This is a genomic window from Duganella aquatilis (genome assembly GCF_009674565.1).
In the GTDB taxonomy this organism is placed as follows: Bacteria; Pseudomonadota; Gammaproteobacteria; order Burkholderiales; family Burkholderiaceae_D; genus Rugamonas; species Rugamonas aquatilis.
The window spans coordinates 122,262-148,564 of record NZ_WKJL01000009.1 but is presented as its reverse complement, the minus strand read 5'-3'; the positions used below and the strand labels follow the sequence as shown (position 1 = coordinate 148,564).

Below are 26,303 nucleotides of genomic sequence, written 5' to 3'. Positions count from 1 at the left end.
GAGCACCGCAACCGTGCACACACGCACCTATTTCCGCAGTTATCTTGCTTTCGCCGCATTGACAGCCCGGCGCTGCCCTTGAAGGCGCAACGGCGCCTGTGCCGAGACAAAATCGATGAAATGCCGCACCCGCAGCGGCATCTGCGTGCGCTGCTGGTAGTACATGAACACGCCGCGATTGGAGGTGATGGTCTGCGTCAGCAGCGGCACCAGCGCGCCGGCGGCCAGCTCGCGTTCGATCATGAACACCGGCACCTGGCCGATGCCGGTCCCGCACAGCACCGACGCCAGCTCCCCTTCCACCGTATTGAAACTGGCCACCGCCGGCACGTCCTGGTAGACGGTGGCGCCGTCGACGTGCAGCTCCCACGGCATCATGCGGCCGGTATTGGGATGACGGAAGCCGGTGCAGCGATGGCGCGCCAGGTCGGCCACCGTGCGCGGCACACCGAAGCGCTCCAGATAGCCGGGCGTGGCGCACACCAGCAGCATCATGTCGCCCAGCGCGCGCGCCACCAGGTTGCGCTCGGGCGGGCCGCCGGCGCGGAAGCCGACGTCGATCTTGCTTTCCACCAGATCGGTGAAATGGTCGTCCAGCTGGATGTCGAAATGCGTGCCCGGATAGCGCTGCTGGAACTCCTGCAGCAGCGGCACGATGATGGCGTTGCCGATCGAGGTCGGCGCCGCCAGCCGGATCAGGCCCTCGACTTCCAGCCGGCTGCTCTGGATCTGCTCCAGCGCCTCGTCCAGCAGGCGCAGGCCGGGATTGGCCAGCTCGAACAGCCGCGCGCCGTCGTCGGTCAGGCTCAGGCTGCGCGTGGTGCGGTGGAACAGCCGCACGCCCAGATGCTCCTCCAGTTGCCGCACCGCCTTGCTGACCGCCTGCGGCGTCAGCCCCGCATCCACCGCCGCCTGGCTGAAGCTTTTGGCGCGCACCACGCCAATGAACAAACTGATGACCCGGGCTTTATCCATGGTTTTTATTTACAACCAAAAGGTGAAAATCAAACAGCTTTCCTATGGCTAGTGTAGCAGGTAACGGCGGCCTAAACTTGCCTCCATCAACTCACACACCGAAAGGAAATCATCATGACTGGCACTGCACAAAAAGTTTGGTTCATCACCGGCGCATCGCGCGGCTTCGGCGTCCTGACGGCGCAAAAAGCGCTGGAGCGCGGCGACCTGGTGGTGGCCACCGCACGCGATCCGCACACTGTTACCGCCGCGCTGGGCGAGCATCCCAACCTGCTGGTGCTGCGCCTGGACGTCAAGCTGGAAGCCCAGGCCATCACCGCCGCGCAACAGGCGGTGGCGCGCTTCGGCCGCATCGACGTCCTGGTCAACAACGCCGGCTACGGCCTGCTCGGCGCGGTGGAAGAAGCCAGCGGCGAGGAAGTGCGCGCCGTGTACGAGACCAACGTCTTCGGCCTGCTCAACGTCACTCGCGCTGTGCTGCCGGTGATGCGCCGCCAGGGCAGCGGGCACGTGATCAACATCTCGTCGGTGGGCGGCTATTCGTCGTATGCCGGCTGGGGCGTGTACGGCTCGACCAAGTTCGCGGTTGAAGGCTTGAGCGAGGCGCTGGCGATGGAACTGGAGCCGCTGAACATCCAGGTCACCGTGGTGGAACCGGGCTTCTTCCGCACCGACTTCCTCGACACGACCTCGCTGGTGTCGACACGCGACCGCATCGATTCGTATGCCGCCACGGTCGGCGCGATGCGCTCGTTCGCGGCGGACGTGAATCATGCGCAGCCCGGCGATCCGCTCAAGCTGGCCGGCGCCCTGCTGCAACTGGCCGACAGCGCCACGCCGCCGGTGCGCCTGCAACTGGGTTCGGACACGGTGCAGCGCGTGCGCGCCAAAAACCAGTTCGTCGAAAAAGAGATGGCGGAGTGGCTGGACCTCGCCCTCTCCACCGACCACGCCTAATTCAGCAGGTCCGCGCGCGGATAGCCCCACGCCGGCACGCCAGCCGGACATGGGGCGGTCGGCGAAATATGCAGCGTGGTGAAATTGCCGCGCGGCGTGCCCGCGAAGCGGTAATCGGACAGCATGCCATCCGCCAGCAGCGGCATGCGGCCGAAGCGCAGCCAGGCGTCGACCTGGCAGTTGCCGGCCTTCAGCGCGCGCAGTTCCTGCACGCTGCCGGTCACCGCCGACGGCGCTATGGACAGCCCGGCCGGGCAGCTGCCGTCCGCCAGATGGACCACGCCGCCGCGCATGCGGTACTGCGCGCCGGTCACTTCCATGGTGATATAGCTCCAGCACAGCGGCTGCGACGGGAACGCCGTCAGCGCCACATCCAGCACCTGCACATCGGGATTCATGGCCTTCACGGCCGCCGTGATTTGCACCCTCGCCGCGTGCGAGGCCACGCCCTGCACGCCGATAAAGGCAACGCTGACGCCCAGCGCCAGCAGCAGCCCGCCGCGTCCCTGCGGGCCGGAACGCCATTGCGCCCAGCCGCACATCAACGCAATCAGCAGCAGCGCCGCAAACGAAATCCAGCCCAGATAACCGCGCGCCGCAAACACCACCAAGGCGCCGAACAGCACCAGCAACCCGCCGATGCGCAGCCCGCGCCAGCGCATGATCAACGCCATCGGCACGCCGATCGCCACCCAGAACAGCGGCTCGACGATGAACACCATATCGCCGTACAGCCAGCGCCCGTCGAACGGATACCACGGATGCACGCCATACGAATTGGTGAAGTCCATCAGCAGATGCAGCGCAAAGCCGAGCCCCACACTGAGCGCCAGGCCAAGCCGCGCCGGCCGGCTGGCGCGCAGCAGCGCCCGCGCCGACGGCCAGCATAGCCACAACAAGGCCGCCAGCAGCAAGGCCTGCGGCACCGCCCACAGCGCCGTATGCGTATGCCCGCGATGGTTCAGCAGATAGCCCAGCGGATCGGGCAGCAGCCTGGTCAGGAACAGGTCGAGATCGGGGAAGTTGCTGGCCAGCGCACAGGACACCAGCAGCAGCCGGTGCCGCACGCGCTGCGCCACAGTGTCCGCTTCCGCCGGCAAGCTGCGGTGCACAAGCTCGCCGACGCCAAACCCGATGATGCTATGGGTGATGTTATCCAATTAGCGCTGCACCTCGACGCCGCGCCAGAACGCCACGTGATCCTTGATCTGCGCCGCCTTCTCGGAAGGCTCCGGGTAGTACCAGGCCGCGTTCTCGTTGACCTTGCCGTTCACGTTGAGCGAATAGTAGCTGGCCAGGCCCTTCCACGGACAGCGCGAGGTGTGGCTGCTCGCCTGCAGATATTCGCGCTTCACGCTGGACGGCGGGAAGTAGACATTGTTCTCCACGATTTCAACTTCGTCGTCGTTCGCCTGCGCGATGACGACGCCATTCCAGCTAGCGGTAGGCATGACCAGTCTCCTTTATGTGGCGCCGCACTCCACGCGATTGCGGCCGCCGTGCTTGGCGCGATAGAGCGCGGTGTCGGCCTGCCGCAGCAGGCTTTCCGCATCCGCGATTTCCATGTGATCGAACGAACCGACGCCCAGGCTGGCCGTCACGTGCACCGGCTGCGTGCCGGCGTAATGCACCTGCGCCTCGATCTTGGCGCGCAGCGTTTCGGCGAACTTGCAGGCGCCTTCCAGCGGCGTCGATGGCAGGATCACGCACAGCTCCTCCCCGCCGTAGCGGCCGGGGATGTCGATCACCCGCACGTTCTCGCGCAGCAGCTTGCCCAGCGAGGTCAGCACCTGGTCGCCCACCGCGTGGCCATGTTCGTCGTTGATTTTCTTGAAGTGATCGAGGTCGATCATCACCGCCGACAGCGGCGAGCGGAAACGCTTGGCGCGCGCCGTTTCGAACTTCAGGCGGTGCAGCAGCGAGCGGCGGTTGTGCAGGCCGGTCAGGTCGTCGGTGGTGGCCAGCATTTCCAGCTCGCGCACCGTGGCTTCCAGCGTTTTCTCGTTGGCGCGCAGTTCGATCAGCGCCATCACCTGGCGCGCCAGCTTGGCCAGCATGGCGCGCTTGTCGTCGCTCAGGCGTCCCGGCCGCGTGTCCAGCACGCACAGCGTGCCGATGGCGAAGCCGTCCGACGAGGTCAGCGCCACGCTGCTGTACATGCGCATATAGGGTTCGCTGACGGTCAGCCGCATCTGCGCGGTGCGCGGGTCCAGCCGCAGGTCGGGGATTTCGGTGACGGCGTCGCCCAGCACCGCCAGCGAGCAGTAGCTCTCGCCGCGCGGCAGTTCGCCCATGTGCATGCCGGCGCAGGATTTGATCCACACGCGCTCGGCATCGACCAGCGAAATGAAGGCGTAAGGCGCCTCGCAGATTTTCGCCGCCAGTTCGGTCAGGAAGCTGAAGTCTTCGCAGGCGGGGGTGTCGAGGATGTGATAGCGGTGCAGCGCGGCGATGCGGAAATTATCGGCCGGCGATTTGGCGGTAAACAGCGTGTGTACTTTTTCTGCGGCCAGCATGGGCTTCCCTGGATAGTGACAACAATCTCTTACCCAGGGAGTTTATAGCAAAACAAGATCGGCGGGAGCGGCCTCTCCCGCCTGGCCGGCACTTTTTATGCCGATTTCGCCATAATGTCGCGCAGCGCTTTTTCAAACACCGCGGCCGGCTGGCCGCCGGAGATCAGGTGGCGCTCGTTGATGATCACGGCCGGCACCGAGTTGATGCCGTGGCGGTGGAAGAATTCCTCCGCCTGGCGCACGTCGCCGGCGTATTCGCCGGAATGCAGCACCTGGCGCGCCGCTTCCTTGTCCAGGCCCACTTCGCCGGCCAGGTAGATCAGCACCTCGTGCGCGCTCGGGTCCAGGCCCTGCGTGAAGTAGGCCTTGAACAGCGCCTCCTTCAGCTCCTTCTGCCTGCCCTGCAGGCCGGCCCAGTGCAGCAGGCGGTGGGCGTCGAAGGTGTTGTAGATGCGGCCGCGCTTGTCCATCGCGAACTCGAAGCCGACGTCGGCGCCGCGCGAGCGTATCATCTCGCGCGCCTGTTGCTGCTGCTCCGGCGTCGAGCCGTATTTCTCGGTCAGGTGCTCGCCGATGTCCTGGCCTTCCGGCGGCATGGCGGCGTTCAGCTCGAACGGCTGGAAGTGGATGGTGACGTCGGCGTCGTCGCCGATGGCGGCCAGCGCCTTGTCCAGCGACTTCAGGCCGATGGCGCACCATGGGCAGGAGACGTCGGAGACGAAATCGATTTTCAGCGGAGTAGCCATTTATTTACCTTTCTTCTTGGCCGCATCCTTGCTCTTGCTGCCGATGCGGCTTTCCTTCCCGGCGATCAGGTTGGAGATATTTTTTGCGTGACGGAAAACCAACAGCACGCTCATGATGAACACGGCGGCCAGCTGCGGCTCCACACCGAACAATAAACCATAATAGAACGGCGCGAACACCGCCGCCACCAGGGCCGCCAGCGACGAATAGCGGAAGGCGAACGCCACCACGGCCCACGTCACCAAGGTGGCGACGCCCAGCCAGACATTCAAGCCCAGCAGCACGCCGGCCGCGGTCGCCACGCCCTTGCCGCCGACAAAGCGGAAGAACACCGGCCACAGGTGGCCCAGGAACACCGCCAGCGCCACCAGCGCCACGGTGGCGTCGCCGACGCCCAGCCGCTCCTGGAAGCAGATCGCCAGCCACACGGCCAGCCAGCCCTTGAAGGCGTCGCCCAGTAGGGTGACGATGGCGGCGGCCTTATTGCCGCTACGCAACACATTGGTGGCGCCGGGATTTTTCGAGCCGTAGGTGCGCGGATCGGCCAGGCCGAACAACTTGCTGCTGACAACGGCAAATGAGATCGAGCCGATCAGGTAGGCGGCCACGGTCATCCAAACTGTATTCATCTTTTCCTCAAATTCTTGTTATCGCCCGGAAAGGGCTGCTGAATATACACCGCCGCGCCCTACTCGGCCAGAGCGCAGTGCACCGCCTTGGCGCCCAGCAGGTCGACCAGCACCTGGGGCGCGATGCCGACCAGGTAGCCGCGCCTGCCGCCATTGATATAAATCGTTTCCAGCGCAAGGATGCTATCCTCTACGTACACCGGCATGGTCTTCTTGGTGCCGAACGGCGAAGTTCCGCCGATCATGTAGCCGCTGTGGCGTGACGCCACCTCCGGCTTGCACGGTTCAACGGACTTGCAGCCGATGTTGCGCGCCAGATTCTTGGTGGAGACCTTGCAATCGCCGTGCATCAGCACAATCAGCGGTTTGGCGGCTTCGTCCTGCATCACCAGGGTCTTGACCACGTGATGTTCGTCGACGCCAAGCTCGCGCGAGGACACGCCGGTGCCGCCGTGCTCCTCGTAGTGGTACGGGTGCTCGGTGAACGCCACCTTGTGCTTGCGCAGCAGCTGGGTGGCGGGGGTTTCGGAGATATGCTCTTTTTTAGCCATGGTGAGATCGGGAGTTGTCCATTATGCAGCAGGAAATTCGCTTTGCCACTTTCAATGTTTGCAATCTTTCCCAGCCTGGGGCGAAATTGTACGACAATCTGGCGCCCCTGACCGAGGCCGAGTATGAAGCGAAAGTCGCCTGGACGGCGCAGCAGCTGGACCAGCTGGACGCCGACGTCATCGGCCTGCAGGAAATTTTCTCGCTCGACGCCCTGCGCGACGTGCTGGCGCGCAGCACCCATTATCGCCACGCCACGCTGACCGGCTTCACGCCGCCGCCCGATCCGCTGACCGGCGCGCCGCGCATGACGCCGGAGCTGGCGCTGATCTCGCGCCTGCCGCTGGCCGCCCCGGCCGAGGCCTACATCATGTTCCCGCAAGGCGTGGCGCTGCCCGAAGGCAGCCGCGACGCCGACCGCTTCGCGCGCGCGCCGCTGCACGTGCAGCTGCGCCTGCCGGACGAGCGCGTCATCGACGTCATCGTGGTGCACCTGAAATCCAAGCGGCCCGATTACCGCATCGGCGACACCGGCGACAATCCCATGCTGCACGCCCAGGCCAACCTGCGTTCGCTGATCCGGCGCGGCACCGAGGCGGTGGCGCTGCGCGCGCTGCTCAGCGAAATGGACAAGGAACAGCGCCGCCCGCGCGTGGTGCTGGGCGACTTCAACGACACCGTCGACGCCGTCACCACCCACATCGTGATGGGCGGCGGCGCCGCCTGCGAACCGGGCGAGGAACTGCACGGCCAGCTGTTCGACAGCCGCCAGATCCAGTCCGGCCGCGAGCGCCGGCGCGACAGCGGCTACACCATCGCCCACGACGGCCGCCACGCCACCATCGACCACGTGCTGGTGTCGGAAGAGTTCAATCCGGCCTCGCGCCACGCGGTCGGCGAGGTGGTCGATGTTACATACCTGAACGAACACCTGACCGAGGCGCGGCCGGAAGCCTCCGACCACGGCCAGGTCCTGGTGCGCCTGAAACTGTATTAAGCGCCGTCACCCCCGTTTTTCTGCAGTTCAGGCGTGCTTTTGCACCGCTTGTCGCATGCGCATGGCCGCAGCCCTTGCAAATGCCTAAAGTGGCAGCATGCGGAGACCACTTCAGGCCAGAAAAACGATATGAAACTAGAAACTTTACCCCCACTTTCCCAGCCCACCGTGCGCAGCGCGCGCTGGCGCAAGCCGGCCGCGGCGCTGGTCGTCATCGCGCTGGCCGGCGGCGGCTGGACCGTCCTGCGCGGCAAGCAGGAGGCCGCGCCAGCCGCAGCCTCGGCCTCGGCCACGCCGGCCAAAGAGAAAAAAGACATCTTTGAATTGTCGAGCGGCGACATCGCCGCCGTCGACGCCCGCTCATTGGCGGTCAGCTTGCCCCTCTCCGGCTCGCTGGCGCCCCTGAGTTCGGCCACCATCAAGTCCAAGGTCTCGGGCGTGGTGGAGGCCACCACGCTGCAGGAAGGCATGGCGGTCAGCGCCGGCCAGGTGCTGGCCCGCATCGACCAGGCCGACCTGCGCGCGCGCCTGCAACAGCAGCAGGCCATGCTGGATGAAGCGCAGGCCAGGCTGGCACTGGCCACCAAGAACGAAACCAACAGCCAGGCCCTGCTCAAGCAGAAATACATTTCGCAGAACGCCTACGATTCGACGCAGAACTCGGTCGACTTGGCGCGCGCGTCGGTCAAGTCGGCCAGCGCCATGGTCGAACTGGCGCGCATCGCGCTGAACGACGGCGTGATCAAGGCGCCGATCGACGGCGTGATCAGCAAGCGCCACGTGCAGGCCGGCGAAAAGCTGGCGTTGGACATGCCGGTGTACAGCATCGTCAACCTGGCGGAGCTGGTACTGGAAGCGCAGGTGCCGGCCTCGGAGATCCCGCGCGTGAAGGTCGGCCAGGACGTCAGGTTCCGCGTCGACGGCTACGCGCAGCGCGACTTCCACGGCAAGGTGGCGCGCATCAATCCATCGACCGAAGCCGGCTCGCGCGCGATGCTGGTGTATATCGCCGTGAAGAACGGCGACAGCGCGCTGCGCGCCGGCATGTTCGCCAAGGGCAGCATCGTCACCGACCGCTCCGGCGTGGCGCCTATCGTGCCGCTGGCCGCCGTGCGCAGCGACAAGGATGGCAAGCAGATCGTCTACAAGGTCGCCGCCGGCAAGCTGGTGGCGCAGCCGGTCAAGCTGGGCCTGCGCAACGACGACGAAGGCTATGCCGAAGTCACCGAAGGCCTGGAGCAAGGCGCCAACGTCATCGTCTCGCGCCTGGACAGCCTGAAACCGGGCGCGCTGGTCAAGCTGCCGGCCGGCGCCAGCGCCGCCGAGGCACCGCCCTCGGCCCAGGCCAAGGCCGCTGAACCAAGCAAGGGCTGATTATGTGGATCACTAAAGTCAGCATCCAGAATCCGGTGTTCGCCACCATGGTGATGGTGGCGCTGATGGTGCTGGGCCTGTTCTCCTACCGGGGCCTGGGACTGGAAGCCATGCCCAACGTCGACATTCCCGGCGCCGCCATCGAGGTGCAGTATCCGGGCGCCTCGCCGGAAGCGGTGGAGAACGACATCACCCGCCCGATCGAGGAAGCGGTCAACACCGTCAGCGGCATCAAGACGCTGCGCGCCAACTCCTGGGAAGGCCGCGCCGGCGTCTACATCGACTTCGAACTGTCGGCCGACATGGACCGCGCCATGCAGGACTTGCGCGACAAGGTGGCGCAGGTGCGCCCGCGCTTCCCGCGCGAAGCCAAGGACCCGTTCATCGTCCGCTTCGAAGGCGAGAACGCGCAGCCGATCGCGCAGATCGGCCTGACCGCCAGCGAGCACTCGCTGCGCGACCTGTCGACCCTGGCCGACCAGGTCATCGCCAAGCGCTTCCAGGGCGTGGCCGGCGTCGGCCAGGTGCGCATCAACGGCATGGCGGCGCGCCAGATCCTGATCCAGCTGCGCCCCAACGACCTGACCGCGCAGGCGGTCGGCGTCGACGAAGTGCTGAACGCCATCCAGAACACCAACACCAACCTGCCCGCCGGCTTCATCAGCTACGGCGCCAGCGAGCGCCTGGTGCGGGTCGAAGGCAAGATGAAGGACCCGCGCGAATTCAACAAGATCATCGTGGCGCGGCGCGCCAACGGCCCGGTCTACCTGGAACAGGTGGCGACGGTCGAGGACGGCGCCCAGGAAGAACTGTCGATCTCGCGCATCAACGGCCAGCGTTCGGTGACGCTGGACATCACCAAGGTGCAGGACGCCAACGTGGTGGAAGTGGGACGCCGCATCCAGCTGGTGGCGGCCGATTTGCAGAAGTCGCTGCCGCCCGATATCAAGCTGGCCGTGCTGAACGACGAATCGCTCAAGGTGCAAAGCCAGCTCGACAACGTCAAGGAAACCATCATCGAAGGCGCGGTGCTGACCATGGTAATCGTGTTCTTCTTCCTGCACTCGTGGCGCTCGACCATCATCACCGGCCTGACGCTGCCGATCTCGGTCATGGCCAGCTTCATCGCCATGAAGGCCTTCGGCTTCACGCTGAATTTCCTGACCTTGATGGCGCTGTCGCTGTGCATCGGCCTGCTGATCGATGACGCCATCGTGGTGCGCGAGAACATCGTGCGCCACCTCGGCATGGGCAAGAACCACCGCAAGGCGGCCGAAGACGGCACCAACGAAATCGGCCTGGCGGTGATGGCCACCACCTTTGCGATTGTCGCCGTGTTCATCCCGGTGGCCTTCATGGAAGGCATCATCGGCCGCTTCTTCCTGCAGTTCGGCATCACCGTGGCGGTGGCGGTGCTGGTGTCGCTGTTCGTCAGCTTCACGCTCGATCCGATGCTGTCGTCGGTGTGGCCGGACCCGGTCAAGGACCGCTTCAAGTACCTGCCGTGGCTGGGCCGCTTCATGCATTGGCTGGAGGGCGGCGTCGAATGGCTGCACCGGGTGTACGGCAAGGTGCTGGCGCTGGCGCTGCGCTGGAAGAAGCTGACGCTGCTGCTGGCCTTCGGCCTGTTCGCCGGCAGCCTGCTGCTGGTGCCGAAGATCGGCGGCGAGATGATGCCGCAGCAGGACAACGGCTGGGTCAATTTCATGATCAAGACGCCGGTCGGCTCCAGCCTGGAGTACACCGACAACAAGATCCACCAGGTGGAGGCGGCGCTGAAGGAATTTCCGGAAATCGCCAACCTGATCACCGTGGTCGGCACCTGGGAAGGCCGCAACATCGCCCAGCTCGACATGAAGCTGCTGGACCGCAAGACGCATGCGCGCCGCAGCCAGCAGGAGATGGAAATCGCGATCCGCGCGCGCCTCAGCAAGATCGCCGGCATCACGCTGTCGATGGGCCAGAAGCCGATCTTCATCGCCATCCTCGGCACCGATGAAGCCAAGCTGGACGACGTGGCGCACCGCCTGATGGACAAGATGCGCAAGATCAAGGGCATCGCCGACCTGGAATACAGCCAGGAAGGCGCCAACCCGTCGACCAACATCAAGATCAACAACGAGCTGGCCAGCGACCTCGGCCTGACCACGCAGCAGATCGGCGCCGCCCTGCGGCCGTTCGTGGCCGGCGACACCACCTCGCACTTCCTGGCCGCCGACGGCCAGAACTATGAAGTCAACGTGCAGCTGCCGAAGTCCGGCCGCCAGAAAGTGGCCGACCTGGCCGACCTGTCGCTGGCGTCGAGCAAGCTGGGGCCGGACGGCCGCCCGGTGATGGTGCCGCTGCGCCAGGTGGTGGACTTCGTGCCGGCCTTCAGCCCGCAGGTGCTCAAGCGCCAGGCGCTGCAGCGCCGGGTGGCGGTGTACGCCAGCACCGAGGGCCGTCCCGGCGGCGACGTCGACAGCGACGTCAAGAAAGCCATGAAGGAAATCGAACTGCCGTCCGGCGTGCGCTTCGACGTCGGCGGCAATGCGCAGAGCATGCAGGAATCGATGACCTCGGCCATGATCGCATTGAGCATCGCGGTGATCTTCATCTACCTGGTGCTGGCCTCGCAGTTCGGCAGCTTCCTGCAGCCGGTGGCGATCATGATGTCCTTGCCGCTGTCGCTGATCGGCGTGCTGGTGGCGCTGCTGGTAACCGGCAGCACGCTGAACATTTTCTCGGTGATCGGCTTCATCATGCTGATGGGTCTGGTGACCAAGAACGCCATCCTGCTGGTGGACTTCACCAACCATGCACAGAAGGAAGGCCAGGGCCAGCACGAGGCGATCATGAACGCCGGCCAGGTGCGGCTGCGCCCTATCCTGATGACGACGCTGGCGATGGTGTTCGGGATGCTGCCGATGGCGATCGGCATGGGGGATGGCGGCGAAACGCAGGCGCCGATGGGCCGCGCGGTGATCGGCGGGGTGCTGACCTCAACCCTGCTGACGCTGGTGGTGGTGCCGGTGGCCTACACCTACCTGGACAACTGGGGCAAGCGCTGCGCCCGCTTCTTCAAGCGCCAGCACGAGGAGGAACACGTGCTGCGCGAGGTGGCGTAGCGCCGCGGATTATTCGCTGTCGGGGGCGAGGCCGGAAGCTTCGCCCTCGGCGACATCCTCTTCGCCTTCCTGCGCCAGGCCTGGATTATTCTTCAACTCGGCCTTGCGCCGGTTCTTCTCTTCCTGCTTTTTCTTCTTTTCCAATTCCCGCTGCCGCTTTTCATATGCGAAGTTTGTTTTGGCCATTTGCTGCTCCTTCTCTAAAAGCGTTGCACTGCACAACCCTCATTATGAACCAAGTTGCTCAACCCCGAGGATGATGTTGCGCATGCAAATGCTTCATGCGCTCGCGGGCGACGTGGGTATAGATCTGCGTCGTGGAAATATCGGAGTGTCCAAGTAGCAATTGAACAACACGCAAATCGGCGCCGTGGTTCAATAAATGGGTGGCAAACGCGTGCCGCATGGTGTGCGGCGACAGCGGCGCCGTGATGCCGGCCTTCAGCGCATGTTTCTTGATCAGCACCCAGAACATCTGCCGCGTCATGCCCGCGCCGCGCCCGGTGACGAACAGCGCGTCGTCCTGCTGGCCGTTGAGGATGATGCCGCGCGCGCCCTTGACGTAGCGCTCGATCCACACCCGCGCCTGCTGGCCGAACGGCACCAGCCGCGTCTTGGCGCCCTTGCCGGTGACGCGCAGCACGCCGTCGTTCAGGCTCAGTTCCAGCATTTTCAGCTCCACCAGCTCGGACACGCGCAGGCCGCTGGCGTACATCAATTCCAGCATGGTGCGGTCGCGCAACCCTAACGGGGTATTGACATCGGGCGCATCCAGCAAGGCCTCGACCTGGGCTTCGCTCAGCGTGTGCACGAAGCGCTGCGGCTGCTTGGCCGAGGCCAGCTTCAGGCTGGGATCGGCGCTGATGCGGCGCTGCCGCAGCAGCATCTGGTAGAAGCGCTTGATGACCGACAGCCGCCGGTTCGACGATGTCGCCTTGCCCTGATCGTGGCGGGCGGCGATATAGCTTTCGATATCATGCGACGCCACCGCCTGCAGGCCGGCCACGCCGGGACGCATCTTTTCCAGCCAGGCGGCGAACAGGCGCATGTCGCGCCGGTAGGCTTCCAGCGTGTTCTTGGACAGCCCGTCCTCCAGCCACAGGCCGTCGCAGAACTCGTCGATCAGAGCAAGGTTGTCTGCTGCCATGCGTATTCGCTCGATCCTTCGTGCGCCAGCAGCCAGCGCTTGATGCCCAGCAGGTAGCCGTTCGGATCGTCACTGTTGGAGAAGCCGCCCAGGCCGGTAGCGGCGGTCACGCGGTGGCACGGAATCACCACCGGGAACCAGTTGGCGCCACAAGCCTGGCCCACCGCGCGCGGCGCCGAGCCGATGTGCCTGGCCAGTTCGCCATAGGTGCGCATGCTGCCGCGCGGAATCGAGCTGATCGCCTCCCACACCTTGTGCTGGAACTCGGTGCCGGCGCGCTTCAGCGGCAGGGTGAACTGGAAATCGGCGTCGTCGCAGTACTTTTCCACCTGGTAGGCCGCCAGCTCGGCCGCCGCGTCCTGCGGCGCCTTCGCATCAAAATGGGGCGGCAGGTAGCACAGCTCGGTAATCAGCCCGGCGGCCGTGCGCACGCCCAGTTTCCCGAACGGGAGCGCCACCACGGCGGAAAACAGCTCGCTGCCCTGTTGTATTTTCATCACACTTACTTGCACCAAAAAAGTACCTCGATTGTGTTTTCGTTGTCTAAATGCACCATTTTGTTGCGTCGCTGCTACAGCAAAAAAACCACGCTGGATGCATTGTAAATGCGCCGGGCAAAAAAAAACGCACCTGACGGTGCGCTTCCAAATCCTGCTTCACGTTCCCGGTCGCTTGCCTGGTTCCGTAGCACGCTTGTGGCGGCTTGCAGAGCCTATAACAGCGACATTCTGTAAAACGTGTGTCTCCTCGATCTATTGCCGGTATTCGTTACCGTTTCTATACACACTCCCCACTTACAATTCTTTGCTACCGGGTCGCATATCGATATGCATGTATCCCTGAGAGCGACGCCATCATAACGTATTCGTTAAGGTTTTTCTCAAATTTTTTGTGTACGGGAACGAGCATACTTTAAACCTGAAACATGTTTGACGCAGATCAAACAAGTTGTGGTATAGGCAAACTGAACACTGTAGCCAACTTAGTAATAGTCCTTATTGCTAGTCTTGCCAGTCACGGATAATTTACAGCTATGCTGGATTTCCCAGCACTAATAATTCTTAGAGACATATTATGCTGACAAAAATACTCGACCATCTGGAGGAGTGGATCATCACCCTCCTGATGGGCGGCGCCACCCTCATCATCTTCCTGTCCGTGGTGCACCGCTACGGCACCGGCCTGCCGATTCCCTACGTCCAGGATTACCTCCTCTCACTGCATTTTGAATGGGCGCAGGAACTGGCCATCATCATGTTCGTGTGGATGGCCAAGTTCGGCGCCGCCTACGGCGTGCGCAAGGGCGTGCACGTCGGCGTCGACGTGCTGGTCAACCGCATGCCGACCGAATGGCGCCGCTTCACGGTGCTGCTGGCGATCGGCTGCGGCATGCTGTTCACCGGCATCGTCGGCACGCTGGGCCTGACCTTCGTCTGGGAAAACGGCATGCACCACGCGGTCTACACCCTGCTCGGCTGGGACGCCAGCGAGGTGCCGGAAGGCCCGACCACGCCGGACCTGGAATGGCCGACCTGGTTCATCTATTCCGCCGTGCCGATGGGTTCCTACCTGATGTGCTTCCGCTTCATCCAGGTCGGCTGGACCTTCCTGCGCCACGGCGAGCTGCCGCACCATGACGAATCCCACGTCGAAGGCCTGGACGACGACGAAGACGACGAACTGTTCGCCGCCGCCCCGTCGCACCAGCCAGCCCATGGAGGTGCACGATGAGCGGCGCCATCGCAATGCAGGGCATCGAACCCTGGAGCAAAAAGAAGGCCGGCACCATCCTGTCGGTGATCGCCGGCATCCTGCTGGCCGTGTGCCTGCTGGGCGGCAAGGTCGGCATCGTGTTCGCGCTGCTGATTCTGCTGATGCTGACCGGCATCCCGGCTTCCATCGCGCTCGGCCTGACGGTGCTGATGTTTATGTACCTGCTGACCAATGTGCCGGTGGAGGCGGTGGCGCTGAAGCTGTTCAGCGGCATCGAGAAGTTCGAAATCATGGCCATTCCGCTGTTTATTTTGGCCGGCAACTTCCTCACCCACGGCGGCGTTGCCAAGCGCATGATCGCCTTCGCCACCAGCCTGATCGGCCACTGGCACGGCGGCCTGGCGCTGGCCGGCATCATCGCCTGCGCCATGTTTGCGCTGGTGTGCGGCTCGTCGGTGGCGACGGTGGTGGCGATCGGCTCGATCATCCTGCCGGCCATGGTCAAGCAGGGTTATCCGAAGGCCTTCGGCGCCGGCGTCATCATCACCGCCGGTTCGCTGGGCATCCTGATGCTGCCGTCGATTCCGAAGGTGATCTACGCCATCTCGACCAACACCTCGATCGGCGCGCTGTTCCTGGCCGGCCTGTTCCCCGGCATCCTGCTGACGGTGATGCTGTGCACCACCACCTGGGTGCTGGCCAAGAAGAACAACTACCCGCGCATGCGCAAGTCGACCTGGGGCCAGCGCTGGAAGGCCTTCCGCAAGAGCGTGTGGGGTTTGATGCTGGTGGTGATCATCATTGGCGGCATTACCAAGGGCATCTTCACGCCGACCGAGGCGGCGGCGATGAGCGCGGTGTATGCGTTCCTGATTTCGGTGTTCGTCTACAAGGACATGCCGCTGTCGAAAACGCCGGAGGTGCTGAAAAAATCGGCGGCGCTGTCGGCCATGCTGCTGTACATCATCACCAACGCCGTGCTGTTCTCGTTCCTGATGGCGCACGAGAATATTCCGCAGGCGATGGCGGATTGGATTCTGGGCAAGGATCTGGGCCAGGCCGGCTTCCTGTTCTTCACCAACATCCTGCTGCTGCTGGCGGGGAATGTGATGGAACCGTCGTCGATCATCCTTGTGATGGCGCCGATTCTGCACCCGGCCGCGATTCGCCTCGGCATCGACGCCGTCCACTTCGGCATCATGATCGATGCGAACATGGAGGTTGGTCTGTGCCATCCGCCGGTGGGCCTGAACCTGTACGTCGCCAGCGGCATCTCGAAGATGAGCATCTCCGAGCTGACCGTGGCGGTGATGCCGTGGCTGCTGACGATGCTGGTGTTCCTGGTGATTGTGACATACTGGCCGGGGTTGTCGCTCTGGCTGCCGAAGGCGATGGGGTTGATGTAAGCGGCACCTGCGCAACCCGCACACCGCTGCGGCCAGGGTCTGACCCCGTACGGGGTCAGACCCTTTCGTTAGGGGTACTCCATGCGATAACAATCGTCCGCCGTACCCATAAAAAAAGGAGGCCTAGGCCTCCTTTCTCATTTCCCGACGAAGACTTACTTCGCGGCTTCCTTGTTGATCGCCGAGATCAGATCCTTGCCGATCCGGCTCTCCATCTGCTGCTGCACCGGCAGCAGCGCCTTGCGCCACTCGGCCTGCTCTTTCACGCTGAGACTATAGATCTCGGTCTTGCCGGCCTTTTTGATCGCATCCAGCGCCATGTCGTTGTCACGCTGCGCAATCGCTTTCTCGAAGGTGGTGGCATCCTTCATCGCCTTGTCCAGCGCGGCGCGGATGTCCGGCGGCAGGCCGTCCCAGAACTTCTTGTTGACGATGACCGCATAGCCCAGGTAACCGTGGTTCGACACCGTCACATACTTCTGCACCTCGTGCATCTTCTGCGTGTACATATTCGACGGCGGATTCTCGGTGCCATCCACCACGCCGGTCTGCAGCGCCTGGTACACCTCGGAGAACGCCAGCACCTGCGGATTGGCGCCCAGCGCACGCATCTGCGCGTCCAGCACCTTGGACGACTGGATGCGCATCTTCAGGCCTTTGAAATCGGTCGGATTATGCAGCGGCTTGTTGGCCGACATGACCTTGAAGCCGTTGTCCCAGAACGCCAGGCCGGTGATGCCCTTCGGCTCCAGCTTCTTCAGCAGCGACTTGCCGATTTCGCCTTCGGTCACGTTGTACAGCGCCGTTTTCGACGGGAAGATGTACGGCAGGTCGAACGCCTCGAATTCCTTCACGCCCAGCGGGCCGAACTTGGCCAGCGACGGTGCCAGCATCTGCACCGCGCCCAGTTGCAGCGCTTCCAGCTCTTCCTTGTCCTTGTACAGCTGGCTGTTCGGATACACCTCGATCTTCACGCGGCCGTTGGTTGCCTTTTCCGCCAGTTGCTTGAAACGCTCCGCCGCCTGGCCTTTCGGCGTGTCGGTGGCCACCACGTGGCTGAATTTGATGACGATAGGCGCCTGGGCATACGCGTTGAAGCTCAGGGCCGCGCTCAGGACGAGCAAGACGGGTTTCAGTTTCATGAAGTCTCCTGGTGGGTTTAAAGTTACACTATTGTTCTATTCTGACCGATTCTTATAAATAGCTGCAACACTGGCAAGTGTGGATAACCACAATGGCCGCACCAGCGTGACCAGCTACCCTGACCACCCATGACGCCATCGCCCTCCACCGCGCCCGCACCGCGCCGCCGCACCCACACCAGCACCTCGCTGCGCTGGCTGCTGCCCATCGTGCTGGTGTTGTTTTTTCTGGCGATCCTGATCTGGCTGCCGTGGCAGGCGCGCCAGATGGAGAGCAACGAGCGCCAGGAACAGCTGATCGCCGACACCCTGTGGGTCGAACAGACCATCCGCTTCCAGATGGGCCGCGACGAGGAAAGCCTGCGCAGCCTGGGCGTGGAAATCGCCGCCGGCCATCTGTCGCCGCACGAGCTGCACGAGCGCATGGCGCGGCTGCTCAAGAATGGCCACGAATTGCTGCGCGTGGTCTGGCTCAAGCCGGACGGCCAGTTGGGCAGCAGCAGCGATCCGCTGTCCGAGCCGGTGGAGCTGACTCCCGCCTCCAGGGCCACCGCCGAGATCACGCGCAAGACGCGCCGCGCGATGTACGCCCAGCCGGAAGTGCAGGCGCATAACCAGACCGCCGCGCCGTCGGCGGTGCTGATGGACTACCACGTGCCGCTGTTCCATGGCGACGAATACCTCGGCGACCTGGTCGCCACCTATCAAACCAGCGCGCTGCTCGATGAAATGGTGCCGTGGTGGTTCGCGCAGGACAATCAGGTCACGCTGGTGGACCGCGACGACAAGGTGCTGGCGCGGCGCGCGGCCGCAGGTCCGGGCCACGGCATCTACACCCACAAGCGCGCGCTGGACCTGCCGGGCGCCTCGGTCACCCTGGTGACGGACAGCGTCAAGAGCGAACCGCAGTTGCTGCCCAACCTGCTGGTCGGCTCGGTCATCGTGCTGTCGCTTGGCCTGCTATGGAGCCTGCTGGCCCTGTGGGGCCATATCTCGAAACGCCTGGCGGCGGAAGGCGCGCTGCGCCAGCAGATGTCGTTCCGCACCGCGATGGAGAATTCGCTGGTGACCGGTTTGCGCGCGCGCGACCTGGAAGGGCGCATCACCTACGTCAATCCGGCCTTCTGCCAGATCGTCGGCTATCCGGCCGAGGAAATCGTCGGCAAGCTGCCGCCCATGCCCTACTGGGCGCCGGAGGCGATGTCCGAATACCAGGCGCGCTTTGCCTCGGTATTGGCCGGCAAGGTCACGCCGCAGTTCGAAACCATCTTCCAGCGTCCCAACGGCGAGCGCGTGCCGGTGCTGGTGTTCGAGGCGCCGCTGGTGGACAACCACGGCAAGCAGACCGGCTGGATGGGCTCCATCCTCGACATCTCCGACCGCAAGCGCATCGAGGAGGTCAACCGCCAGCAGCAGGAAAAGCTGCAATCGTCGGCGCGCATGGCCACCATGGGCGAGATCGCGTCGATGCTGGCGCATGAGCTGAACCAGCCGCTGGCCGCCATTTCCAGCTACACCACCGGTGCGCTGAATGTGCTGGACCGCGCGCATGAGGACCATAAGCCGGTCGACCGCGGCATCCTCAAGCCGGCGCTGGAACAGGCCAGCGCGCAGGCGCAGCGGGCCGGCCAGATCATCCGCAGCGTGCACGAATTCGTCAAGAAGCGCGAGCCGCTGCGGCAGGCGGTGGCGATTCCATCGCTGCTGGACGGCATCCGCGCGCTGATCGAACTGCAGGCGCGCCAGAGCTATGTGTCGTTCCACACCGACCTCCCGGCCGACCTGCCGCCGGTGCGCGCCGACCGCGTGATGATCGAGCAGGTGCTGCTCAACCTGACCCGCAACGGCATAGAAGCGATGCAGCACGTGCAGCCGCAACGGCGTATCCTCAACGTGGTGGCGCGATACCATGCCGACTTGGACCAGGTCAGCGTGGCGGTGATCGACCAGGGCCACGGCATTCCGGACGATGTGGCGCAGCGCCTGTTCTCGCCGTTCTTCTCGACCAAGGCCGAGGGCATGGGCATGGGCCTCAACATCTGCCGGACTGCGATAGAATTCCATGGCGGCGCGCTGACCTTCCGCGCCAATCCGCAAGGCGGAACAATATTTACGTTCGTGCTGCCGGCCGCGCCGGCAGCCACGACACAGGAGACATAAAACAAATGCTGCATATCGTCGACGATGAAGCGGTGGTGCGCGACGCACTGACCTGGCTGGCCACATCCCGGGCGATTCCCTCGCGCGCCTACGAATCCGGAGCGCAGTTCCTGCAGCAGACCGGCGACTTCGACACCGACGGCGACTGCGTGCTGCTCGACGTGCGCATGCCGGACATGAACGGCGTGGCGGTGTTCGACCAGCTGCTGACGCGCGGCCTGGCGCAGCGCATGCCGGTGATCTTCCTGACCGGCCACGGCGACGTGCCGATGGCGGTGGACACCTTGAAGCGCGGCGCCTTCGACTTCTTCGAAAAGCCGTTCAACGACAACCAGCTGATGGACCGCGTGCAGGAAGCGCTGGCCAACTCGCGCCGCGCCGGCGAAACCGCCGCCGTCCACGCCCGCCTGGCCACGCTGTCGACGCGCGAACGCGAAGTGCTGGACCTGATCCTGGCCGGCAAAATGAACAAGGTGGTGGCCGACCAGCTGGGCATCAGCATGCGCACCGTGGAAGTCCACCGCGCCCACATCTTCGACAAGATGCAAGTCAAAACCGCCGTCGAACTGGCCGGCCTGCTGAAATAAATCCCGCTCGAAAAACATACATAAGCACTTATGTATCGTGTTATGCTTGTCGCATGAGACAAGGACTTGGCACGCAATTACGTCATTTGATCGACCTGCTGGATGGCGCGGTCAGCGCCGCCTATGAGGAGGCGGGCATCGATTACCGGCCTCGCTACACGCCGGTGATGCGGGCGCTGGAGGGCGGCGAGCCGCGCACCGTCAGCCAGATCGCCGAGGCGGCCGGCATCACGCAGCCGGCGGCCACGCAAACCGTCACGCTGATGATGAAGCAAGGCTTGCTGCAAGCCTCGCCCGGCGTGCGCGATGCGCGCCAGAAGATGGTCCGCCTGAGCGCCCACGGCGAAGCGCTGCTGCCCAAGCTGCGCCAGTGCTGGCAAGCCACCCGCGCCGCCGCCGATAGTCTCGACCGCGACCTGCCCTATCCCCTGTCCGACGCGCTGGCCGAGGCCATCGCCGCGCTGCAAATCCAATCTTTCGGCGCCCGCATCCGCGCGGCGCGTGCCACCACCAAGAGCAAAAAGGAGACATCATGAGCATCGCCCAGCCGCAGGTCGTTTCATCCGTGCCTTCGTTCCGCGCCCGTCTGTTTGCGCACCCGGTCACGCGCATCATCATCGGCATGTGCGCCGTGGTGCTGCCGATCATCCTGACGCTGGCCGTGATCGACAAGCTGGTGCCCAAGGAACTGCGCTTCGGCTGGCAGTTCCTGCTGGCAGGTGGCTTGGGCATATTCAGCTACCGCCACTTCGTGCGCCGCACCGAGCGGCGCGGCCTGGCCGAACTGGCGCCCAGCGGCGCGGTGCGCGAAACCTTCACCGGCGTGGCGCTCGGCGTCGCCCTCGGACTGGCGGTGGCGGGCGTGCTGGCGGCGGCCGGCGCATTCGCCATCAGCGGCAGCAATGATGCGGCGATCATGCTCAAGACCCTGCCGGAGCAGATGATGGTGGCGGTGTTTGAAGAACTGCTGTTCCGCGCCGTGCTGTTCCGCATCGTCGAGCAACGCTGGGGCACGCGCGTCGCGCTGGTCGTCTCCTGCGTGGTGTTCGCGCTGGCGCACGTGCCGAACGACCAGGCCAGCGCGCTGGGCATTCTGATCACCGGCGTGGCCTCGCTGACGCTGTGCGCCGCCTACCTGCAGACACGGCGCCTGTGGCTGCCGATCGGCCTGCACTTCGGCTGGAACTACCTGTACGACAGCCTGTTCGCCGTTCCCGTCTCCGGCCACACCGCGCGCGGCTGGCTGCAAGTGACGATGACGGGCCCCGACTGGCTGACCGGCGGCGCCTACGGCGTCGAAGCCTCCGTCATCACCCTGCTGCTCTGGGGCGCCACCGCCATCCTCCTCCTGCGCCGCGCCGTCAAGCGCTGACGCCGCCGCGTGGCTGACGTTCAGGCATGGCAGGCCAGTGCCCATTCGACGTGCTCGCGCACCAGCGCCGACGGATCGTCGCGCCGTGACAATAGCGCCGCCACGATGGCGGCATCGCCCTTGGCGCCGGCCGCCGCCGCGTTCCCCAGCCCCACCGCGATATTGCGCAGCCATCGCTCATGGCCGATGCGGCGGATCGGACTGCCCTCCATCTTGCGATTGAAGTCGTCCTCGCTCCACGCGAACAGCTCGATCATCGAGGCGCTGCCCAGGCCATGGCGTTCGTCGAAATCCGGCAGCACCGCGCGCTGCGCGAACTTGTTCCAGGGGCAGGCGGTCTGGCAGTCGTCGCAGCCGTAGATGCGGTTGCCGATCAGCGGTCGCAGCTCCAGCGGAATCGCGTTCTTCAATTCGATGGTCAGGTAGGAGATGCAGCGCCGCGCATCCAGCTTGCCCGGCCCGAGGATGGCCTGCGTCGGACAGGCCGTGATGCACGCCGAGCACTGGCCGCAGTGCGCGCCGGTCGGTTCGTCAATCGGCAGCGGCAGGTCGACCAGGAATTCGCCCATGAAGAACATCGAGCCGGCGGTGCGCGACAGCAGCAAGGTGTGCTTGCCACGCCAGCCCAGGCCGGCCTTCTCGGCCAGCGGTAGCTCCATCACCGGCGCCGAGTCGGTGAACACGCGGTAGCCGAAGTCGCCGATCTCCGCCTTCACCTTGTCGGCCAGTTGCTGCAGACGCGCGCGCAGCACCTTGTGGTAGTCGCGGCCCCGCGCATAGACCGAAATGACGGCCGCGCCGGGATCGGCCAGCCGCGCCGCCTCGCGCTCGCGCCAATCGTGCTCGCCACTGGTTTCCGTGTCCCTCGGCAGATAGTTCATGCGGGCGCTGACCACGCGGATGGTGCCCGGCACCAGCTCGGCGGGCCGCGCGCGCTTCATGCCGTGGGCCGCCATGTAGTCCATTTCGCCGTGCATGCCGGCGTCCAGCCACGCCTGCAGGCCCGCCTCGGCGTGACGGAGGTCGACGTCGGTGATGCGGATTTCGGCGAAGCCCAGCTCCGTGCCCCAGCGCTTGATGCTGAGGGCAAGTTCGGCTAAATTGGTTTCAGACAGGGACATCTTGGAGTTTGCACTGGCGTAGGCGGTTACAATGGCGGTCAAACCAACATGACATTCTAATTGATGCAGCACTTCACAGCCCACCTCCACGACGAAGAAGGCACCGCCGCCCTGGGTGCGGCGCTGGCGCGCGCCCTGGCGCCCGGCCTGGCGATCCACCTGCACGGCGACCTGGGCGCCGGCAAAACCGCCCTCACCCGCGCGCTGCTGCACGCGGCGGGCCACGTCGGCACCGTCAAGAGCCCGACCTACACGCTGTCCGAACCGTACAGCATCCAGCTCGACGGCCGCGCCGTCAGCGTGATCCACTTCGACCTGTACCGTATGGGCAGCCCGGAGGAATTCCTCGACGCCGGCTTCCGCGAAGACTTCAACGGCGATAACGTCTGCATCGTCGAATGGCCGGAAAAAGCCGAAGGCGTGCTGCCGCCGCCGGACCTGAATGTGTTTTTGACTGTGTCCGGCCACGGCCGTGATGTAGAATTGCAGGCGTCTACCGCCTTGGGTAACTCATGCCTTCAACGCCTCAAATTCGCTCCCAACATGTGAGCCGCCGCACCGTCCTGAAGGCCGGCGCCACCCTGCTGCTGTCCGTGACGGTGCCGCTGCGGGCCAATGCCGCGCAAATCCTCGCCGTGCGCGTCTGGCCGGCCGACGACTACACCCGCGTCACGCTGGAAAACGACACCGACCTCAAGGCCACGCACTTCATCGTCAAGGATCCGGAGCGCATGGTGGTCGACATCGAAGGACTGGAACTCAATCCGACGCTGAAAAGCCTGGTTGCCAAGATCCAGTCCAACGACCCGTACATCAAGCAGGTGCGCGTGGGCCAGAACCGGCCCAACGTGGTGCGGCTGGTGTTCGATCTGAAGGAAGAGGTCAAGCCGCAGGTGTTCACGCTGCCGCCGGCCGGCAACTACAAGCACCGCCTGATCTTCGACCTGTACCCGGTCAAGGCGGTTGATCCGATCGCCGCCATGATCGAAAAAGGCGACTGGTCCGGCGACGAGAAAGTCGCCAACGTGACGCCAGCCACGCCGAAGGAACAGCTGGAGCAGCTCAAACCGGACCTGAAGGCCGAGCCGCGCGAAGAACTGAAAACCGAGCTGAAAACCGCCGACGCCCAATCCAAGGCCAAGGCCGACCCGTCGGGCAAGATCGTGCGCATGATTACCATCGCGCTGGACCCCGGCCACGGCGGCGAAGATCCCGGCGCCTCCGGCAAGAACGGCAGCCGCGAAAAGGACATCGTGCTGGCCATCGCCAAGCGCCTCAAGGGCAAGCTGGAAGAACAATCCAACATCCGCGTGATGCTGACCCGCGACGGCGACTACTTCGTCCCGCTGGGCACCCGCGTCGACAAGGCGCGCAAGGTGCAGGCCGATTTGTTCGTCTCGATCCACGCCGACGCCTTCGTGCAGCCCACCGCGCGCGGCTCGTCGGTGTTCGTGCTGTCGGAAAAAGGCGCCACCTCCTCGGCCGCGCGCTGGCTGGCGGACAAGGAAAATTCGGCCGACAACATCGGCGGCGTCAACGTCAAGAACCACGACAAGCAGCTGGCCAGCGTGCTGCTCGACCTGTCCACCACCGCGCAGATCAACGACAGCATGAAGCTGGGCCGCTCGGTGCTGGGCGAGATCGGCGGCATCAACCGCCTGCACAAAGGCTCGGTCGAACAGGCCGGTTTCGCGGTGCTGAAGGCGCCGGACATTCCGTCGATCCTGATCGAGACCGCCTTCATCTCCAATCCGGAAGAAGAAGCCAAGCTGCTCGACGACGCCTACCAGAACAAGCTGGCCGACGCCATCGTCACCGGCATCCGCCGCTATTTCGCCAAGAACCCGCCGCTGGCCAAGAACCGCTTAACCTGAAGAAGAGAGAGACATGGCTGTAGTTACGATGACCAAGTACGGCGACCTGCCGGCCGTCCACATCACCGCCGCCGACGGCGCGCAAGCGACGGTGTCGCTGTTCGGCGCGCACCTGCTGTCGTGGAAAACCGCCGACGGCAAGGAGCGTCTGTTCGTCAGCTCGAAGACGCCGCTGGACGGCAGCAAGGCGATCCGCGGCGGCGTGCCGGTCATTTTCCCGCAGTTTAATGTGCGCGGCCCCGGCCTGCGCCACGGCTTCGCGCGCGTCAGCACCTGGCGCCTGAGCGACAGCGGCGGCGATGGCGGCCGCTCCTTCCTCGAATTCAGCCTGGCGCCGGCCGACCTGTCGGCGGAACATGCGCAGGCGTGGCCGCACGCGTTCGACCTCAAGCTGCGTTTCACGCTGCATGGCGATGCGCTGGAGATGGCCTATACCGTGCACAATCCCGGCCGGCAGGCTTTCCCGTTCGGCGTGGCGCTGCACACCTACTACGATGTCGGCCACCTGGACGCGACCAGCATCAGCGGCCTGCAGCACGTGCAGTTCCTCGACCATCACAACAACACGCTGGAGCAGGACACGCCGGCGCTGCACTTCACCGAGAAGCACGACCGCATGTACCAGTCCACGCCGAGCGTGACACTGAACACGGCCGCGTCGACGCTGCGCCTGGAGCAGCAGGGCTTTGAACAATGGGTGGTGTGGAATCCGGGTACGGCAGACGCGGCGGCCCTTACCGATCTGGGCCAGGATGAATACCTGCGCTTCGTCTGCATCGAGCCGGCGCGCATCCACCAGCAGCCGCTGGAAGCCGGCGCCACCTGGACCGGCAAGCACACCATCAACGCTTAATTCGATTCCTTGATGATGCGGCCCGAGCTAGGCTGGGTCGGCCGCGCATTCAGCGGATAGAGGCGGCTGAACAGCGCCATCTGCGCCGGCGAGGCCTGCACCGGCTCCTTCATCACCAGCCACAGCACGCCTTCGTTGCAAGGCGGCGTGGTCATCGACCCCATGAAGGTGTAGTAGTCGCGGCGCGCCGGGATCAGGTCCAGCGGATCGAGCGATTCCACCGGCGCCGCCGTATCGAGCTTCTCCAGCGGCAGATTGTTCCACACGGTCTGGATCACCGGCTGCGGCTTGCCGCGCTCCAGCAGCAGCGCCAGCATGGCGATGCGGCCTTCGCCGTCCTTGTGCACCAGGTGCACCACCATCTCGTAGCCCTTGCCGTTGATGCGCTCTTCCGAAGGGCGATGGAAGTGGAACTGGATCAGCTCATAGGTGCGGTTGCCCACCGTGAGGAAATTGCCGCTGCCGACCATCACTTGCACCGTGTGGCCGTTGTCGGTCACGTTGAAGGAGGACGGATGATAGTCGAAGGTGATCTGCTCCAGGTCGACCTTCATGCCGTCGCGGATATCGATCGGCGACTGGCGGTTGCCGGCGCCGCACTTGGCCCAGGCCGGATTGATCTTGCCCCAGTTGGCCGGGCCGGTCTCGCCCTCGTACGACCACACATTGCTGTACACCTTGGGGATCGCCGCGATCGCGGCTTCCTTGGCCGCCGCCTGCTTCTTGGCCTTGGCCGCCGCCGCCACGCGCGCGGCCTGGTTGGCGCGCATGATGGCCAGCCGCTCCTGGATGCGGGCCGACAGGTCGGCCTCGGCCTGCGCTTCCTTCTCGCGCTCGGTGAGCTTGCGTGGCGGCGTGGCGGGGGCGGACGAGGAGGCGGACGAACCGGTGGACGTGACACCGGCAGCACCCACCAGCGCCGATTTCGTCGAAGGCGAAATCAGCGGGTCTTTTTCGTTACTGGCCGCTGCGGTGACAACGTAGCAGCAGGCCAATAGGGTCAGGAGGGTGCGCATTGGGTATCCAGAATGAACAATTACATTCTGGTTTACGGATGCATTTGGGCAAAACTTGAGG

The 26,303-nt window shown here is 64.5% G+C and carries 26 protein-coding genes; 13 read left to right on the top strand and 13 right to left on the bottom strand.

The features are described from left to right. Positions 1–39: 39 nt before the first annotated feature. Positions 40–975, bottom strand: a complete 936-nt coding sequence (locus GJ698_RS14290) for a LysR family transcriptional regulator (RefSeq protein WP_154358290.1) — start codon at positions 973–975, stop codon at positions 40–42. Positions 976–1,089: 114 nt separating this feature from the next. Between GJ698_RS14290 and GJ698_RS14285 the strand changes: the two genes are divergently transcribed. Then, positions 1,090–1,932, top strand: coding sequence for an oxidoreductase (locus tag GJ698_RS14285; RefSeq protein WP_154358289.1), 843 nt, complete (start codon positions 1,090–1,092; stop codon positions 1,930–1,932). Here GJ698_RS14285 and GJ698_RS14280 read toward each other — a convergent pair. From GJ698_RS14280 to ybaK, 6 genes are all read right to left on the bottom strand, one after another. After that, a complete protein-coding gene (locus GJ698_RS14280) occupies positions 1,929–3,092 on the bottom strand; it encodes a metal-dependent hydrolase (RefSeq protein WP_154358288.1) in 1,164 nt (387 codons plus the stop codon). The two genes, GJ698_RS14285 and GJ698_RS14280, sit on opposite strands and share 4 nt — an antisense overlap. Continuing rightward, on the bottom strand, positions 3,093–3,383 hold the full coding sequence (locus GJ698_RS14275; protein WP_154358287.1) for a DUF427 domain-containing protein: 291 nt from the start codon (positions 3,381–3,383) through the stop codon (positions 3,093–3,095). Between the two features lie 12 nt (positions 3,384–3,395). Continuing rightward, the gene (locus GJ698_RS14270) at positions 3,396–4,448 is read right to left on the bottom strand and encodes a sensor domain-containing diguanylate cyclase (protein ID WP_154358286.1); all 1,053 of its coding nucleotides are present in this window, start codon (positions 4,446–4,448) and stop codon (positions 3,396–3,398) included. A gap of 95 nt (positions 4,449–4,543) precedes the next feature. Further along, positions 4,544–5,194, bottom strand: a complete 651-nt coding sequence (locus GJ698_RS14265; protein ID WP_154358285.1) for a DsbA family oxidoreductase — start codon at positions 5,192–5,194, stop codon at positions 4,544–4,546. Then, positions 5,195–5,824, bottom strand: a complete 630-nt coding sequence (gene plsY / locus GJ698_RS14260; protein WP_154358284.1) for a glycerol-3-phosphate 1-O-acyltransferase PlsY — start codon at positions 5,822–5,824, stop codon at positions 5,195–5,197. It lies immediately after the preceding gene. Positions 5,825–5,883: 59 nt separating this feature from the next. Next, entirely contained in the window at positions 5,884–6,375 is a 492-nt protein-coding gene (ybaK, locus tag GJ698_RS14255; RefSeq protein ID WP_154358283.1) for a Cys-tRNA(Pro) deacylase, read from the bottom strand. Between the two features lie 23 nt (positions 6,376–6,398). Here ybaK and GJ698_RS14250 point away from each other — a divergent pair, with 23 nt between their 5' ends. The 3 genes from GJ698_RS14250 (at position 6,399) to GJ698_RS14240 (ending at position 11,851) form a co-directional block, all read left to right on the top strand. Continuing rightward, on the top strand, positions 6,399–7,370 hold the full coding sequence (locus tag GJ698_RS14250; RefSeq protein WP_154358282.1) for an endonuclease/exonuclease/phosphatase family protein: 972 nt from the start codon (positions 6,399–6,401) through the stop codon (positions 7,368–7,370). Between the two features lie 129 nt (positions 7,371–7,499). Further along, positions 7,500–8,744 (top strand): efflux RND transporter periplasmic adaptor subunit, encoded by a 1,245-nt coding sequence (locus tag GJ698_RS14245; RefSeq protein WP_154358281.1) that lies wholly within the window; start codon positions 7,500–7,502, stop codon positions 8,742–8,744. Positions 8,745–8,746: 2 nt separating this feature from the next. Further along, the gene (locus GJ698_RS14240; protein ID WP_154358280.1) at positions 8,747–11,851 is read left to right on the top strand and encodes an efflux RND transporter permease subunit; all 3,105 of its coding nucleotides are present in this window, start codon (positions 8,747–8,749) and stop codon (positions 11,849–11,851) included. 9 nt (positions 11,852–11,860) lie between these two features. On the opposite strand, the gene GJ698_RS30470 is transcribed toward GJ698_RS14240, so the two are convergent. The 3 genes from GJ698_RS30470 to GJ698_RS14230 are packed head-to-tail and all read right to left on the bottom strand — an operon-like array spanning position 11,861 to position 13,495. After that, entirely contained in the window at positions 11,861–12,037 is a 177-nt protein-coding gene (locus tag GJ698_RS30470; protein ID WP_166454865.1) for a hypothetical protein, read from the bottom strand. Between the two features lie 58 nt (positions 12,038–12,095). Further along, a complete protein-coding gene (gene xerD, locus GJ698_RS14235; protein ID WP_154358279.1) occupies positions 12,096–12,998 on the bottom strand; it encodes a site-specific tyrosine recombinase XerD in 903 nt (300 codons plus the stop codon). Continuing rightward, positions 12,974–13,495, bottom strand: coding sequence for a methylated-DNA--[protein]-cysteine S-methyltransferase (locus GJ698_RS14230; RefSeq protein ID WP_154358278.1), 522 nt, complete (start codon positions 13,493–13,495; stop codon positions 12,974–12,976). Before GJ698_RS14230 ends, xerD begins: the two co-directional genes overlap by 25 nt. A 577-nt stretch (positions 13,496–14,072) precedes the next feature. Between GJ698_RS14230 and GJ698_RS14225 the strand changes: the two genes are divergently transcribed. Further along, complete coding sequence (locus GJ698_RS14225) at positions 14,073–14,729, top strand: TRAP transporter small permease (protein WP_208023822.1); 657 nt, start codon at positions 14,073–14,075, stop codon at positions 14,727–14,729. 14 nt (positions 14,730–14,743) lie between these two features. Next, on the top strand, positions 14,744–16,117 hold the full coding sequence (locus tag GJ698_RS14220; protein ID WP_166454870.1) for a TRAP transporter large permease: 1,374 nt from the start codon (positions 14,744–14,746) through the stop codon (positions 16,115–16,117). 155 nt (positions 16,118–16,272) lie between these two features. On the opposite strand, the gene GJ698_RS14215 is transcribed toward GJ698_RS14220, so the two are convergent. Continuing rightward, complete coding sequence (locus tag GJ698_RS14215) at positions 16,273–17,259, bottom strand: TRAP transporter substrate-binding protein (protein ID WP_154358276.1); 987 nt, start codon at positions 17,257–17,259, stop codon at positions 16,273–16,275. A gap of 129 nt (positions 17,260–17,388) precedes the next feature. Between GJ698_RS14215 and GJ698_RS14210 the strand changes: the two genes are divergently transcribed. Genes GJ698_RS14210 through GJ698_RS14195 form a run of 4 tightly spaced genes read left to right on the top strand, consistent with a single transcriptional unit; the run spans position 17,389 to position 21,378 of the window. Continuing rightward, on the top strand, positions 17,389–19,419 hold the full coding sequence (locus tag GJ698_RS14210; protein WP_154358275.1) for a two-component system sensor histidine kinase NtrB: 2,031 nt from the start codon (positions 17,389–17,391) through the stop codon (positions 19,417–19,419). A gap of 5 nt (positions 19,420–19,424) precedes the next feature. After that, positions 19,425–20,006 carry a response regulator transcription factor gene (locus tag GJ698_RS14205; RefSeq protein WP_154358274.1) on the top strand — a complete coding sequence of 194 codons (582 nt, stop codon included), beginning with the start codon at positions 19,425–19,427 and terminating at the stop codon, positions 20,004–20,006. A 53-nt stretch (positions 20,007–20,059) separates the two neighbouring features. Then, a complete protein-coding gene (locus GJ698_RS14200) occupies positions 20,060–20,542 on the top strand; it encodes a MarR family winged helix-turn-helix transcriptional regulator (protein WP_154358273.1) in 483 nt (160 codons plus the stop codon). Beyond that, the gene (locus GJ698_RS14195; RefSeq protein WP_154358272.1) at positions 20,539–21,378 is read left to right on the top strand and encodes a CPBP family intramembrane glutamic endopeptidase; all 840 of its coding nucleotides are present in this window, start codon (positions 20,539–20,541) and stop codon (positions 21,376–21,378) included. Before GJ698_RS14200 ends, GJ698_RS14195 begins: the two co-directional genes overlap by 4 nt. A 20-nt stretch (positions 21,379–21,398) precedes the next feature. Here GJ698_RS14195 and queG read toward each other — a convergent pair whose 3' ends face one another. After that, a complete protein-coding gene (gene queG, locus GJ698_RS14190) occupies positions 21,399–22,499 on the bottom strand; it encodes a tRNA epoxyqueuosine(34) reductase QueG (RefSeq protein WP_154358271.1) in 1,101 nt (366 codons plus the stop codon). A gap of 63 nt (positions 22,500–22,562) precedes the next feature. Here queG and tsaE point away from each other — a divergent pair, with 63 nt between their 5' ends. Genes tsaE through GJ698_RS14175 form a run of 3 tightly spaced genes read left to right on the top strand, consistent with a single transcriptional unit; the run spans position 22,563 to position 25,226 of the window. Continuing rightward, a complete protein-coding gene (tsaE, locus tag GJ698_RS14185) occupies positions 22,563–23,048 on the top strand; it encodes a tRNA (adenosine(37)-N6)-threonylcarbamoyltransferase complex ATPase subunit type 1 TsaE (protein WP_154358270.1) in 486 nt (161 codons plus the stop codon). Further along, on the top strand, positions 23,012–24,373 hold the full coding sequence (locus GJ698_RS14180; RefSeq protein ID WP_154358269.1) for an N-acetylmuramoyl-L-alanine amidase: 1,362 nt from the start codon (positions 23,012–23,014) through the stop codon (positions 24,371–24,373). Before tsaE ends, GJ698_RS14180 begins: the two co-directional genes overlap by 37 nt. 13 nt (positions 24,374–24,386) lie before the next feature. Then, positions 24,387–25,226 (top strand): D-hexose-6-phosphate mutarotase, encoded by an 840-nt coding sequence (locus GJ698_RS14175; RefSeq protein WP_154358268.1) that lies wholly within the window; start codon positions 24,387–24,389, stop codon positions 25,224–25,226. On the opposite strand, the gene GJ698_RS14170 is transcribed toward GJ698_RS14175, so the two are convergent. Beyond that, positions 25,223–26,242, bottom strand: a complete 1,020-nt coding sequence (locus GJ698_RS14170) for a carbonic anhydrase (protein WP_154358267.1) — start codon at positions 26,240–26,242, stop codon at positions 25,223–25,225. The genes GJ698_RS14175 and GJ698_RS14170 overlap by 4 nt on opposite strands. Positions 26,243–26,303: the final 61 nt, after the last annotated feature.

What these genes read in the sequence shown, in the direction of transcription:
- GJ698_RS14290 (WP_154358290.1), bottom strand. Translation starts at nt 975, where the DNA reads ATGGATAAAGCCCGGGTCATCAGTTTGTTCATTGGCGTGGTGCGCGCC.
- GJ698_RS14285 (WP_154358289.1), top strand. Translation starts at nt 1,090, where the DNA reads ATGACTGGCACTGCACAAAAAGTTTGGTTCATCACCGGCGCATCGCGC.
- GJ698_RS14275 (WP_154358287.1), bottom strand. Translation starts at nt 3,383, where the DNA reads ATGCCTACCGCTAGCTGGAATGGCGTCGTCATCGCGCAGGCGAACGAC.
- GJ698_RS14270 (WP_154358286.1), bottom strand. Translation starts at nt 4,448, where the DNA reads ATGCTGGCCGCAGAAAAAGTACACACGCTGTTTACCGCCAAATCGCCG.
- GJ698_RS14265 (WP_154358285.1), bottom strand. Translation starts at nt 5,194, where the DNA reads ATGGCTACTCCGCTGAAAATCGATTTCGTCTCCGACGTCTCCTGCCCA.
- plsY (WP_154358284.1), bottom strand. Translation starts at nt 5,824, where the DNA reads ATGAATACAGTTTGGATGACCGTGGCCGCCTACCTGATCGGCTCGATC.
- ybaK (WP_154358283.1), bottom strand. Translation starts at nt 6,375, where the DNA reads ATGGCTAAAAAAGAGCATATCTCCGAAACCCCCGCCACCCAGCTGCTG.
- GJ698_RS14250 (WP_154358282.1), top strand. Translation starts at nt 6,399, where the DNA reads ATGCAGCAGGAAATTCGCTTTGCCACTTTCAATGTTTGCAATCTTTCC.
- GJ698_RS14245 (WP_154358281.1), top strand. Translation starts at nt 7,500, where the DNA reads ATGAAACTAGAAACTTTACCCCCACTTTCCCAGCCCACCGTGCGCAGC.
- GJ698_RS14240 (WP_154358280.1), top strand. Translation starts at nt 8,747, where the DNA reads ATGTGGATCACTAAAGTCAGCATCCAGAATCCGGTGTTCGCCACCATG.
- GJ698_RS30470 (WP_166454865.1), bottom strand. Translation starts at nt 12,037, where the DNA reads ATGGCCAAAACAAACTTCGCATATGAAAAGCGGCAGCGGGAATTGGAA.
- xerD (WP_154358279.1), bottom strand. Translation starts at nt 12,998, where the DNA reads ATGGCAGCAGACAACCTTGCTCTGATCGACGAGTTCTGCGACGGCCTG.
- GJ698_RS14230 (WP_154358278.1), bottom strand. Translation starts at nt 13,495, where the DNA reads ATGAAAATACAACAGGGCAGCGAGCTGTTTTCCGCCGTGGTGGCGCTC.
- GJ698_RS14225 (WP_208023822.1), top strand. Translation starts at nt 14,073, where the DNA reads ATGCTGACAAAAATACTCGACCATCTGGAGGAGTGGATCATCACCCTC.
- GJ698_RS14220 (WP_166454870.1), top strand. Translation starts at nt 14,744, where the DNA reads ATGCAGGGCATCGAACCCTGGAGCAAAAAGAAGGCCGGCACCATCCTG.
- GJ698_RS14215 (WP_154358276.1), bottom strand. Translation starts at nt 17,259, where the DNA reads ATGAAACTGAAACCCGTCTTGCTCGTCCTGAGCGCGGCCCTGAGCTTC.
- GJ698_RS14210 (WP_154358275.1), top strand. Translation starts at nt 17,389, where the DNA reads ATGACGCCATCGCCCTCCACCGCGCCCGCACCGCGCCGCCGCACCCAC.
- GJ698_RS14205 (WP_154358274.1), top strand. Translation starts at nt 19,425, where the DNA reads ATGCTGCATATCGTCGACGATGAAGCGGTGGTGCGCGACGCACTGACC.
- GJ698_RS14200 (WP_154358273.1), top strand. Translation starts at nt 20,060, where the DNA reads ATGAGACAAGGACTTGGCACGCAATTACGTCATTTGATCGACCTGCTG.
- GJ698_RS14195 (WP_154358272.1), top strand. Translation starts at nt 20,539, where the DNA reads ATGAGCATCGCCCAGCCGCAGGTCGTTTCATCCGTGCCTTCGTTCCGC.
- queG (WP_154358271.1), bottom strand. Translation starts at nt 22,499, where the DNA reads ATGTCCCTGTCTGAAACCAATTTAGCCGAACTTGCCCTCAGCATCAAG.
- tsaE (WP_154358270.1), top strand. Translation starts at nt 22,563, where the DNA reads ATGCAGCACTTCACAGCCCACCTCCACGACGAAGAAGGCACCGCCGCC.
- GJ698_RS14180 (WP_154358269.1), top strand. Translation starts at nt 23,012, where the DNA reads ATGCCTTCAACGCCTCAAATTCGCTCCCAACATGTGAGCCGCCGCACC.
- GJ698_RS14175 (WP_154358268.1), top strand. Translation starts at nt 24,387, where the DNA reads ATGGCTGTAGTTACGATGACCAAGTACGGCGACCTGCCGGCCGTCCAC.
- GJ698_RS14170 (WP_154358267.1), bottom strand. Translation starts at nt 26,242, where the DNA reads ATGCGCACCCTCCTGACCCTATTGGCCTGCTGCTACGTTGTCACCGCA.